The following is a 13,231-nucleotide window of genomic DNA, read 5'->3' on the forward strand; positions in this document are numbered from 1 at the left end:
TGAAATGATAAAAGGAGAGCCTTCGGAGGATGTACCGGCGGAGTTCCGGTTTGGTGCGCCCGCAATCCTTAGAGTTGCACATGAAAAGCTGGATCGGCGCTATGTATCTCTCCCCCAGAATCTTCACCATATATGGGGTCAGCCAGGAAGTGAGCAACCCGGCGTTCCGCTGTTGGAATCGCAGTTTGAGATGCTTTATGGATTAACTGGTAATCTGAATCCAGAGGGAACAAATATCGCAGAACTCGCTTCAAAGCTTGGGGAAATACCTGTTCCAGCTGCCAATAGCCTGTTTTGGAACCCTACAGTGGAACAGGTGGCAACGTTTTCAAAGGATTGGAACAGATACTTGCAGTTTTACCGCGCATGGAAATCGAGGATAGCGATACTCGAGCCATCGGGTGACAATGCTTTTGGTAACGCCAGGTTCACCCAAAACCTAAAGTATATGCCGCGCATTGGCTTCAGGATAAAGAATCTTCCGGTAAGTGAACTTGAAAAACTTAACGTACGTTTTAGTACAGCAACCGACGCAATATTGAAGGAAATAAGTGATTCCGCCAAGCGTCTGATCGAATTGAGAAGAACACCGGGGCCAGCGCAGAAAGATGAATATCAACAAAATGAAGCTTTGCGGCAACTCCTGGCTTCACACGCTGACACTGCCGACCTGGCCAGGGAGCTGTTGAGGTACGAAAGGATAGGTGCCAGCCTAAAATATCCGCTGTCTACTAAAGAAGATGCCGTTGTAGAATATGATGATATAAAACCTGAGGATCTGTCTGATCCGGAAATGCGCATGAAACTGGCTCATGATCCTGATGGCCTGGCAGGCGGTTTTCATTACGGATTTGAGTCAAAAGCGATTTACAAGGAATTTTGGCGTGAAACTTTTAAGGGAGGCTCTTCTTCCGCGGAATTGCAGGCACCGGCTTTCTCTTCTGTGGGAGCCTGGGGCAAACAAACTGCAAGATTTGCCGGTGACAAAACCGTTATTAAATCCACTACCGGAATGGGTCGCGCTCACTTCTATGCTGTTGAGCGAATAGGAAGAATCGGCGTATTATGGCATAAGGCGAAACACGTTATCGAATATGAACGGACGGTTGTCCCTTCTCCATATTTTTTGGAACAGCCTAAGTTACTGGGCCGTCCGGTCGTAAGAAAAGTAAGGGAGTATATTGAAATACTGGAGCCATTAAAAAGGTATCCTGATTTCGACGAACAGAGTGATGAAGCGCCAGGTTGTATTAAATCGTGTCAGTTTAAATCGGTCATTATACCGGTAAGGAGCGGTTGGGGAAGAGATGTTTCCTTAAAGATAGGTGGGGAAGTAAAGGAGTTTGGGTGGGAAATTCAATTGTGGCATCCCGATGCTGATCCAAAATTGTTTCCTAAACCGCAGGTCGTTTTTGAATTGATGCCACCAGCTGATTCAAACCTGGCTTCCTTGACTGTGAGTCTTTCTGAGCCGGAAAACCTGAGATTCTATACTGACACCAGGGCGCTTGTAGACATCGGTGGGAAGGAACCTATTGAGCTTACTGCAGATACGACAAAATGGCCCGCTGTAAAATACGTGGATTATACCGATCATCAGTTACCCAGAGAAAAGCACTTGTCGCCAGCACTAGATCCTTCATCAGGAAAAGGTATGGAACTGATCATGCCCGATGTGTTGGACGTGTCTCCTGGTTTTGAACGATATACTTTAAGGATAGACAGCAGTGAGCTGCCTGCAGGTGTGGCCAACAGGTATAATTCCAAGAGTGGCATATCTGGAAAACTGAAAGCGGTGATGATGATGAGAACACCGGTTGGAGCCAAACCCGCTCCAGGAAATGTGCTGACAGACCTGCTGGCGGATAGCCCCGGGTCTTTGATCAATGATATTTACAATGGTAAGTTCAGCGAAATAAAAGACATCAATACTGTCAAAGAAGAAATATCCAATTTTTTCGCTCAGCAAGTAAACGGGACTTCCCTATCGAAGAAAATAAAGGAGATGGGAAGTACTCCTGCCTATAATTTTGGCCTGTTTTTAGAGATCTATGAAAGCGGAGATCAAAAGTTAAAGAATCCAACCACAAAGTTTCTCTGGAAGCAAGCAGTAGAATCTGCATCAGGCTTACTGAACAGAACACGGGCCACTTATCTTGAACAGGCAAACATCTTTAGAAAGGAAGCCGCTGAATTAATCAAACAGGGAGGGAATTATAAAGATAACGTTCTTGTAGCTTTAAACAAATACAAAGAAAGACTCACACAGATACCTTTTGCCATTGATTATGGCATAGAATCCTTCAAAGAAATCCATACCAAACTCCAGTTCGCGGTCAGTAAATACGAATCTCGGCTTCGGGAACCGTTTGAGAAAGCAGATCAGGCAATAAAGAAGGAATTTGAAGATCTTAAAAAATTAATTGATGACTTGGGGTCAGATGTTGACGCAGCCAAAACAAGAGCCAAGAATATTACGAAATCAATATCGGATCAATCTGATAATGCGGTCAACAAACTCAAAGAAATAAAACTGCCTGGCGAATTGCAGTTATTGAATGATACGTTAATAAACGAAATCCAAAAAATTAAAGATCTTTCTGACAAATTAACAACGGAAATAGATCAGCAAACACAAATTGACACTTTAAGACTAAAATTAGAAGACTATACAACTCATTTCAATTCAACGGCTGACGCATATAAAGCAGATTTTAACGAACTGATAGACGCAATTGTTTCATTTGAAACAGCCCAGTATCAGGCAATAGATGCAGAACTTAAATCCATTCGTTCCAAAGTAGAGGCGGTGGAAGTCGAAATTAAGCTTCAGGTAGAGGTTTTCATTAAACGATTTGAGAACGAATGGAATAGCAACGTTGCCTTGACTAAGGAGAAAATCGAAGAAGTGATCTCCAGTGTCGACAAAGAATTATTTGGCGATACAAATCAGCCTCATGGTCAGATCACGAAACTGTTCGAAGGAATTTTGTATGACGACAACCTCCCCTCTCCCCTTGTGCCTGTTACTGTACACAAGATCCTGCTGGCAATTGACGAAAGGCTGGAAATCATCCGTAAGGAAATTAAGGACGTTTTGTTCGGAGATATTTTAGACAACGCAGCTAAATTCGAAAATTCCGCCGATGTAGAAAGATGGCTGCAATCATTTGATGCCTATACAGCATTAAATGACGCGCTTGGGGCAAACGCACCAACAAAAGAAATCCTTGAAAAGTCTACTGAACTGGCCAACCGTCTCAACCAGGAGTTCGGAAAACTTACTGGCCAAATATCTGAAAAGATCAGGCTTGCTGACCAGGCCTCGTCCTCTTTAGACGGGGTTATCAATAGTGGCAAACAGGTGCTTTTCAATTACCGGACCGTCTGGAATGAATTCACGGCTCCAGGCATGGGCTTGAACCGAAAAACGGTTTCCATGCTGGTAAATATAAATCCAAAAGAGATTCAGGAGCGATTGTCAATTACACCTTGTATATCAAGGGTTAAACAATTTGGCAATGACCTTGATGCGTTGGGACTTCGCCTGCCGGTGACCAACGTTTTTGAAGGCTTATTACCTCCCAAGCCGGAATGGGTTGAGAATATTGAGGATTATGGCAAATCCTTAATGAACAAATTTAATTTTTCGGATGTGCTGTCGGATATTGGTGCGATGCGTCTGGATAAGTTATTTCCAAACTTTAAGATGCCCAATGACTTGCGTGATAAAATAAAGGTCACGCAGGGTTTCGACAAACAAAATCTCTACGCCTGGGTGAATGCCGAGATCGACTTTCAGCTCGGGGCGCCGCAATCCATCCTCAACATCGGACCGATCAACGTAAAACTTAACAAAGGAAAATTTACAGCAAAGTTCCGAATGCAGATGGATAGGGAAGGCAACACGAAAAAAGAAAGTTCTGGTCTGCTGGCAGGCGACTGGGAAACCAACATTGCCAATACTCCAATCATGATTTTCAAGGATGCCAAAGCAATTTTTGAGAATGACAGGATGAGTTTTGACCTTGATCCATCGCGAATGGAAATGCCGGGCTTACTGAAAGTACTGACCGATGCCAGTAAGACGATTCCTCCACAGGGGGGAGCCGGAGAAAGTGACGAGGAATCTGGAGGTGAAGGCGGGGGATCTTTCAGTATGGGTTTACTGGAAGTAAAGGGAGAAGAAATAAATGCAGCGCTAACTGGCAGAAGTATTCCTATTGGCGTTCAGGCCAGATTGGATATTGGACCTATGAATGTTGGCGGAGGAACAACAGCAATGACAAATCTCTCTTTTGGAGGGCATTTTCTTCTTCAGTTCTGGGACACGCAGCTTCGAAAATTTGGTTTCATGACCGGTCTGGGCTTTTATCTTGGCAAACAGGAAGCACCGTTTAATTTCACCGCATTCATCTTGGGCGGCGGGGGCTATGTCAATTCTGCTATTGTTTTCAAACCTGAAGAGGGTCTGGCTGTAAATTTTGTGATGAGTGTACACGCCAGCGTTGGTTTTGCCATCACTTTAGGCTGGATGAATGGCAGTGTATTGATCTGCATGGGCTTCGAAGGTGAGTATAATAAACTCCCTTCCACTGAATCAAGGATATATATTACTATTTTCATACAGATTATTGGCCAGGTAGACATTCTTGGTTTGGTAAATGTTTATTTAGGATTAAGGTTGGCAGCCACCTATACCGGGGCACAACTGGTCGGAACTGGCAGGGTAAAACTTACCATCAAGGTCTGCTGGTGTCTTACTGTTTCCGTAAATAAAGATTATCAAAAAGTCTTTGCCGGTGACCAGGACAATAAAAGAGAAATTCAGGGAAAAAGCGCTATTCAAGTCGCTCAAAAAATATCAAACACGTTAAGCTAAGAGTATGTTACAGGTAATCATAGATCCGTCAATGCTGACAGGCACAAAATTAAAATCGAACTTTCCGGAAATTCCGGGAGACCCTGATTATATACCCTGGAATGTTGAAGTTACGCTAAATATAGCCGGAACAGCATGGGAGGTTGACACTCCTCTCCCTAATTTTCCCTCTAAAGAGGATTTCAAAACCTGTTTTTATCCATGGTGGTGGCAAGACCAGCAGCCGACTCACATCAGGATTCAGTGGCTTAAAAATTCAGATCTATTAATTGGGCTTCCCGAATTAGACATACCGATAGTCGACATTTCACCTGATAATTTTGAATTAGATAAGAACCTGATACAAAGTTATTATGAATCTATATTGGATAAGAAATTGATAAATGAGGATGCTATTCCTCTTAGTTTCAACGAACAGGACATTAAATTGAGCTTTACTGCGGTAACCAGGGATACAAGTCTTGTGCTTAGCATTGAAGGGGATAAGGATAATCTTGATGAAATTCCATTGCAAGCGGGGTATTCAGGTTTTCTGATGAACAGGATTTGCAAGTTTGGTCAAAAACTTTCCCCTTTAAATTATTTTAACAACATGGCGTTCTTCGCCACCCTGTCGGATGTTCCAAAACTACAGGAAGATCCGGACGCCTTCATTGCTTACCCTATCTGCAAAGATATTGCTGGTAAAAACAGGTGGAAAAATTCACAGGTCGGCGGCATGGTTAATCAGAAATATGTGATTACTTATGATTCTGTATTTCCCATGGAGCTTTTTTGCCCGATAACTCCTGTACCAAAACCCAGGCATCCGGCTGAGCAAAGCGCCCGGATGATCGAAATACGGGATGATGCGGGAGATTTCCTGGGTCATACCAATATCGAAGTAAACGATTCAGATGAACTTTTTAACAGGGAAGTTTTTCAGCAAAAACTTTTGCAAACGGTTAATCATGTCTTCGATATTCCAGGGCTATTCCAGCAGTACCTGCTGAGTAATCTTAGGTTATTAACCAAAATAGAGGATGCGTCCTGGTTCGACAATACAAATCAAATGTTGTTATCTTTATTGCGGGATCCTTACAGCCTGGGTCATTCTTCCAATAAAGTTACCACTGAAATTCTTTTGAATGGCATTGAGTTAACAAACAAAGACGAAGAGCATCCAGATCTTTCCAAAGGATTAATCAATCAGTTTATCAGCGAACTGAAGGAACAGCGCCTGGACATTGTCATTGGCAGAGAAAAGTTGATTGCTGACGTTATTGATCGCTGCAATAAAGTTGACTACAAGGCATGGCGCGAATTCTTTAAAAGCGAAGAACTACAACTAATTGAAACTCATCTTGAATTAATTGAAAATGGCCCTGGTTTAAAAGACGAAAAATCTATACTGGACTGGCTAAACTGCTGGGAAGAAATGGTATCAAATAACATTCCGGACATAAAGGAAAGCTATACTGATAAGGACTGGGAGCTTTACAATAAAAGAGTGTCAATGGTCAATGCTAAAAAGAGCTTATTTAAAATTCAGATCGCTGTAATTGTAAATGAGGCTATAGCAACGGCAATTTCTGAAAGAGTGCCTCCTCAGGATTATACTCCTGAAAAATTTGCAAAAGAAAACGAGTATATTCTCGAATCAGCAAAAAGTGTATTCAAGCAGACATCAGACAATTTTTTTGCATATTACAACCCGGGCAATCTATTTATTGAGGGAATTGTTAGATACCAGCTTTCCAACGACAACCAGGATGTGATAGCCAGACAGTTTAATGATTCCACTGCACCTGCGATAAGAACTAAACTTATCGGTTATTATTTGCTGCCATATGCAGACAAACGTGCCTATCCTAGTCAGGATAAGCTAATTCCCGAATTAACGACATTGCAATTAGAGAAATTTTCTACGGTAGGCGGCTTTAGCTGGCATCCATCTGTACCCATATTCGAAATACCACCGGCTAGTACTTTTTTAGATTTTATCCTGAGTATATATGGAGATGATGATCATGCGTACTCGAAGGCACTCGATCGGGAGATTGATTCCTTATTGAAGCGACCTACCGATGTTCCCCCAAAAGTACTGATCAAAGTTGACGATATGGAGTCGGGGGATGACTTGAGCGATGAAATTGCAGGCCACCTGCTACTGATAAAGCGCGAAAAAGACATTGGACAGAAAAATTATGATATGGTGGAATGGAAAGCGCTGAATTGGACCCGGATCAACATCAACAGCAAAGAAAAAGATCCCGTTCACTTTGACAACGACTACCTGCTACCAGCTTTCCTTCCTGCTTCAGACGCAGAAAATATAAGAAATACTTACTTATCACTGGACAATGAGCGCTTATCTTTGATTGCCGGAGGCGATTCTTTTAATGACGGGGACGACAATCCTGCTGACTATGATGCAGAACATACCTTTAGTTACTTGTTTGAGCAAGACATCGAAGGTGAAGAAGGCAGAAAAATTCCGCCGGCATACGCATTATGGTACGGATACAATTATTTGTTTGCCGGTTTCGTCGCCCTAAATAGCGGCGTATTGCCGCGTGTTCTCAGGGGTGAAAATGAACTCCAGAACAACTGGATCAAGCCTGTGATCGGAAACAACAAGATTGATAAGGCTAAACCTTATCAACATCTTAGAAGGGTTCCTTTTTCAAAAGTCTCCACAAGGATATCTCAAAATAATAGGAAGCAGCTAGTGGCTGTTCCTGCCGGCCTCAATCTTCTGGCAGCTGAATTGATCTCCGCACCTGGTCAACAGGACTATCACACAAGCAGAATATCGGCGGATAGAGGGAATGACCACCAAATTTATTTATTAAGCGATTATCAGGAAAAAATTGAGTTAGAATTGGGAAAACCACTAACTAATTTATGGAACTGGTACGCGTGGCTGGGTGATAAATTGGCAAACCACCAGAGTGGGTTGGATTTCCAGAATCAGGTATTTGCCGCAGATTACGCCAATCGGTGTAAACCTGCAAAAGATCGTATACCGATTGCGTTTTTACATGACCCAGCATTGGAGAACAGGTTTTATATAGCCGTAGAAGAGATCTTTCCCAGTGTTTCAGACGCTACGTCGGTAAATACTTATTTCATAATTAACCTGGAAGAAACCAAAACTGAAAAAGGAATCGTCAAAAATGTTAAAAACGAGCTGGTCAAAATAAATATCAACAGCGCAGTGAGCAAAATTACTGTTCACGCCCCGACTGGTGGAGATCAGCATTTTATAGTTTCCGTACCACCCGGACATGTTGCAAAGATTAGTATTCATTGCCTGGTTGATGAAAAGTATTTCAAAAAAGACTCAGACCGGTTTCATAGCTGGATGAAAGATGAAGTCACTGTAAACACCAGGCATGAGGGTGTGCCTGATGGGTTTTTACTGACGCACCCCGCTGAACTGATCTTTGAAGCAGCGATCAAGCCTTCTGCAATTAAAACTGCCATCGATCCTCTGCACCTATGGCAATCGATGTTACCTGATTTGACAGCTAACCAGCAGATAGTACTCGACCTGGTAAAAGACGTATACCAATTTTCTTATTACAGCCGGGTCAGAACTAATCATCAGGTGTGGTATTGGAGTGGCAGGTTGTCCAAAAATCTGTTAGGTGGCTTAAAAACCGAAGAGCTGGATGAGTTTCCCGAAAATATCAATCCGGTGGAAGGCAAAACGAACTACGCAATGAACTGGGAAGCTTGGGAGTTCTCGGACAGACCAGATTTGTCGGCATTGGAATACACTGCTTTCCTTAAAGCGGTGAGACCTGGCCAAACTCTCAACCGGCAAACCATTTTTACTGATAACCGCGCCGTTGATGAAAAAGCACTTTACTACAGATTTTCTGTCGATTTGTTTGGCAGGTACGAATTATTAGGTGGAGATTATGAGGGCAGTGTCAAATCTGGATTATCAGTCGATGGTATTGTCAGTACCTGGAAACGATTTGTGAAACTCAGTACCAGGAAAAATAAACTGCCTAAGCCTGTTATACGTTTCGTCATCCCGCTTACGGCATCAATAGATGAGTGTCGAAAACCGGACACGGTGGCAAGTGCAGATCTGATGATTGTGCTCAATGACAGATGGTTTTCCGAAGCAGGACTGGCGGAGAAGTTGGAAGTGGGCATCGACCTTCTGCGGCATGAAAAACAAAATGGTGACGAAAGAGTAGTTGAATATTATCCCAATATTGGGCATGATCCTATACTTTCCGGTAAGGGGACAGGCGCTTTGTCGATTGATAAGGCGAGTCCTGACACCACATATGCCGGGCAAAGCTCAAATCCAGATGAATACTACATCGAGAGACCCGATGAAGAAAAGTACGAATGGGAAAGGAAGAATCCGGTAGTGGTATTCACCCCGAATGGACCCGCTGGACTTACTTTCGATCTTGCCACCGCTACACCAAGACTTATAGGTTCAACATTTATCTTGAAAATAAACGATGTTAATCGGTTTGTAGACACGGACAAAACACAACTGGGTCCATGGGCCATGATCCAGATTGCTGTCAGGAAAAACATGTTTAAACAACTCTGCGAATTTGATGATTATGATTTCAGAAGTGAATGGACCGCAAAGGAATGGGTTCAGTTTTTACCTGACATCAGTTCCCTTGTCCCGGTTGCCTGGAGAAAAGAAAGTGCAAATTTCGGGCATGTAAATTTCAAAATGAACGGTGATCGCCTGGAGCCTGTAAACCGCAACTTTGAATTTCCCATTTTTTCCGCGGGTCAGGCACAAGACAAGTCCCTTGACAATGAATCGTCCTCTGAACAAAGAATGGAAAGATATCTTGTAATTTCTGAAAGAATGTATAACGCGGGTGGTCAGCCTGTCGAAGTTTACCGGGCAACCTATCGCTACGACAAAGTTGATGGCAATTTCATGTTTAATGACGCTACTGATGGATTAGGTTTGAAGCAAATCAAACAGGGCTATCTACGGGTCATCCTTGTCAGGGTCAGGGCAAAAGGATCGGACCAGAATCTGTGGGAAATGTTATTTGGAAAGTACAAGGATGAAGAAGTGAAATTCAACGAAGTACTGGATGACCCAAAAGCGGCTCTTCCGTTAATCAGTAAAAGACTGTCAATTGAAATCATTTAACTTATAAAACAAACCAATTATGCCACTTGAAATCTCACACATTGTTCAACCCATAAAGCAACCTAAAAAATGGGCTTGCTGGGCCACTGCACTCACTATGCTCTATTCATGGAAAAATCAACTTTCCATTTCCATTCAGGATGTAATAAATCTATATGGCGAGCCTTATAAAACCACCTTTGCTGATTCGGCAACCAGAGGTATTTCGGCCAGTGAGGAAGAAAATTTATACCAGGCAGCTGCCTTAACTGTTATAAAGGGCTTGAACCCGGGCATACCTGCTTGGTATGACCTACTAGAAAAGTATGGACCGCTCTCCATAACTGTTGATGCTGATCCTCCTACAGGAACAATACATGCCCTGGTTATAACCGGTATGAAAGGCGATGGTACGCCTGCCAATACCAACGTCACCTACATTGATCCGGCAGACGGGTTATCACACACCATAAAATTTACTACTTTTTTAACGCTGTACGAAGGTTCAGCGAGCTGGCCATTACAAATCATACACTATCCGCAGTAGTTAACAAAACCCATTCATAATATTAAGTAATTTAACATATAAGACTTCAATCATGACTATACAAACCATTTCCGTCGTCACGGCTATAATCATTTTCCTGCTTTCGTTGTATATAGGATTTAAAACCAACATTTTGAGGGAACAAGATTCTTCAACATCGCCTTATAGTTTATCAAAATTTCAGCTTTGGGTATGGACCACAGTGATCTGCCCCATTTTTGCTCTTCATTGGGGTAATCATTTCCCTGCGAACGCAACGATCAATCAAACCTCGCTGATACTTCTTGGAGTTTCAATGGGCGTTACCGCAACATCGGGCCTGTTAAGTCAGATAAGCGAAAATAGAAAACGGGAACATGCGTTAAAAGGCCTACCTGCAATAACACTAAAGTCAGAAAAAACATCGAAAGGATTCTGGATCGACCTGCTGACTGGCAATGATAACGATATGCCTGTGGAAAGATTGCAAAATCTGATTTTTACATTCATTTATGTGGTGATCTATGTGGTTTTTTTCTTTAGTTATACAAAATCTGGTATAGATCTGGTCACAAAAAAAAATGTTTTCACACTGATGAACTATATTAATTTTGAAACAAACGCATTTGTATTGATGGGAATATCATCCGGATCTTATCTAATCGGAAAAGGAATGAATCGCTAGGTCATTTAAAAAAAGTAATTTCTGCAAGTGTTTGCGCCCACTAAATAAATCCCCGAAAACCTTTAACGACAAGCAAATAATATGAAAAAAAATGAAAAAGAAATTCTCGATAAAGCACGGAACTAGTTATGAGGAGAGACAACCTTATTGATGTTAGAATGGGATATAAGTTCGAAGATGGCTGGATAACAAATCAACCCGCTATTGTCATAAAAATTGCCGAAAAGAAAACAGAAAAAACTACATTTAGAAGGTGCGGATATACTTCCTAAAGAATTCTAAGGCTATCCCATAGAGGTAATTGAACCTACAATCTTTGATTATATCAATGAATTGGAAGTTGGGGAAGTTGCTTTTAAGACAAACGTTGGTGCTGTGATCCTTCATGACGACAGAATTAAGGCCGCCAAAGCTATAGAACAAACCCTGGGATCGGTTAAGTTCAATGACACGGCTTTCTTTTCCGCAAATGCCAAAGCGGTATTTCCCTATTGATCATCATTCATCCAAGTTGCTGTCTAAGAATTCAGAATATTTACGTTTATGGCTTTTCCTGGTTCTTTTTCTCAAATTCCTCGAATGAAGCTCTTATATAGTTTGCCCGGTCATAATCTGACCATTTCCTCAGATTGTCTATTTTAGGAGTATATTTTAGCTTGAAGTCTTCTAGTTTGGCGCTGTCTATCGGCACTGTCTGCCGAATGATTCCATCATTAAAATACCTGTCAATCTCTTCTGCCTTGGCAGCTTGTGCGGTGAGCTGGTTTAGACGTCTTACTCTGCGCCCGTCCTTTCCGAAAAGTTCATAAAAAAAGGTTATCGGATGTCCACCAAGAGGGATCAGAAGTGCTAGTGGTGGCTTTCCATTATAGAATATCCCCTTTTCTTTGCTATAAGCCTTGCTGATCTCGCTGTAGTGTTGTGAAGCAAGTTTACCAGTAATTGCAACTTCTTTAAGTTGATTTGTGGGTCTGAGACGAATCAATAAGTCCGAAAAATTCTGAACAGCAGTTTTTTGGGACTGATATCCAATTCTTTCTATTTGGAGCGTGTCGCCAATTTTACACGTTAGCTCAAACAAGCCAAGTTTATCGGAGTAGGTCAACTGGCCGCTGCGATAATTGCGAATTTCTACCTGCTCTATCCTGGCTTTTGTGCCGTCCTGAACAATCGCACCGCGTACCTGTTTGGTGTTTTGCGCCATGGTGCAGCTAATGCAAATGAACATCAGGGCAACTTGAATTTTGAGTGACAAACTTAACTTCATTCCTACCGGGATAACATTAAAACAATTTACTAAAATTTATTTTATCCAGCTATCACGCTAAAATAGTTTCTATAAATCCCTGTCTTCGAAGTATGAGAGATCTCTTGCTTAGCCCAGACTGAAACAATGTTTTAGTCATACTCGGTTAAATATTAAAATTCGATATTTGTATATCAAATCGTTAATGAAGGATATTAAACATGAACTACAGGGTATCGTTATCGGAAATGGACAAGATCGCAGCACAAGCCAACTCAAAAAAGTCCACGATTTCCTTAGAGGAAATGAAAAAACAGGTTCAAAACCTGAAGGTTAATGATCGCCTCAAATTGAAGAAGAACAACGCCTAATTTCTGCAGCTAGTTATTTTAATTTTAGAAGTGAAGTAAACCATCAATCCAAAATGGATTGCTTACCTCTCAAAACAGTGGCATCTTAAAATCCTTTTGCTATTGGCACATGAGTCTATATCTTCAAAAGCACAATCCTAATGTCCCTGATATTCCAAACAAGCTGATCAAACCGCCACAAAGAAATGGTTTATCTAAGCAGCGCAAGGACTTCTGGGACCTGGTGATCCATCACAACGGCGGGTCGACGGGAAGCTCCCTTCTATGGCACATCACTTCGATCCGTATTTTGACTTGCAGGTGCTGGGGTTAAAGACTGTGCTCAGCAATGCGCACAATAAGAATACGGAGAAGCTGCTGCAGGATTATTTGACGTTTATTCCTGATTTGGGGGATTTTGGTAAT

The 13,231-nt window shown here is 42.0% G+C and carries 7 protein-coding genes; 6 read left to right on the top strand and 1 reads right to left on the bottom strand.

Features of this window, described 5'->3' with window-relative positions; translation table 11 throughout:
- The 5 genes from VK541_RS16005 to VK541_RS16025 all read left to right on the top strand — a co-directional run.
- A partial coding sequence (locus tag VK541_RS16005) for a hypothetical protein (protein WP_324371324.1) occupies positions 1-4,882 on the top strand: 4,882 nt, incomplete at its 5' end.
- A gap of 4 nt (positions 4,883-4,886) precedes the next feature.
- On the top strand, positions 4,887-10,019 hold the full coding sequence (locus tag VK541_RS16010; RefSeq protein ID WP_324371326.1) for a hypothetical protein: 5,133 nt from the start codon (positions 4,887-4,889) through the stop codon (positions 10,017-10,019).
- A 19-nt stretch (positions 10,020-10,038) separates the two neighbouring features.
- Positions 10,039-10,545, top strand: coding sequence for a papain-like cysteine protease family protein (locus tag VK541_RS16015; protein WP_324371327.1), 507 nt, complete (start codon positions 10,039-10,041; stop codon positions 10,543-10,545).
- 52 nt (positions 10,546-10,597) lie between these two features.
- Positions 10,598-11,209 carry a hypothetical protein gene (locus VK541_RS16020; protein WP_324371328.1) on the top strand — a complete coding sequence of 204 codons (612 nt, stop codon included), beginning with the start codon at positions 10,598-10,600 and terminating at the stop codon, positions 11,207-11,209.
- Positions 11,210-11,542: 333 nt separating this feature from the next.
- A complete protein-coding gene (locus VK541_RS16025; protein WP_324371329.1) occupies positions 11,543-11,704 on the top strand; it encodes a hypothetical protein in 162 nt (53 codons plus the stop codon).
- A 46-nt stretch (positions 11,705-11,750) separates the two neighbouring features.
- On the opposite strand, the gene VK541_RS16030 is transcribed toward VK541_RS16025, so the two are convergent.
- Positions 11,751-12,476 (bottom strand): hypothetical protein, encoded by a 726-nt coding sequence (locus tag VK541_RS16030; RefSeq protein WP_324371330.1) that lies wholly within the window; start codon positions 12,474-12,476, stop codon positions 11,751-11,753.
- 200 nt (positions 12,477-12,676) lie between these two features.
- On the opposite strand from VK541_RS16030, the gene VK541_RS16035 reads away from it, so the two are divergent.
- Positions 12,677-12,826 (top strand): hypothetical protein, encoded by a 150-nt coding sequence (locus VK541_RS16035; protein WP_324371331.1) that lies wholly within the window; start codon positions 12,677-12,679, stop codon positions 12,824-12,826.
- Positions 12,827-13,231: the final 405 nt, after the last annotated feature.

The sequence above is a fragment of the Pedobacter sp. genome, assembly GCF_035317785.1.
Lineage (GTDB): Bacteria > Bacteroidota > Bacteroidia > Sphingobacteriales > Sphingobacteriaceae > Pedobacter.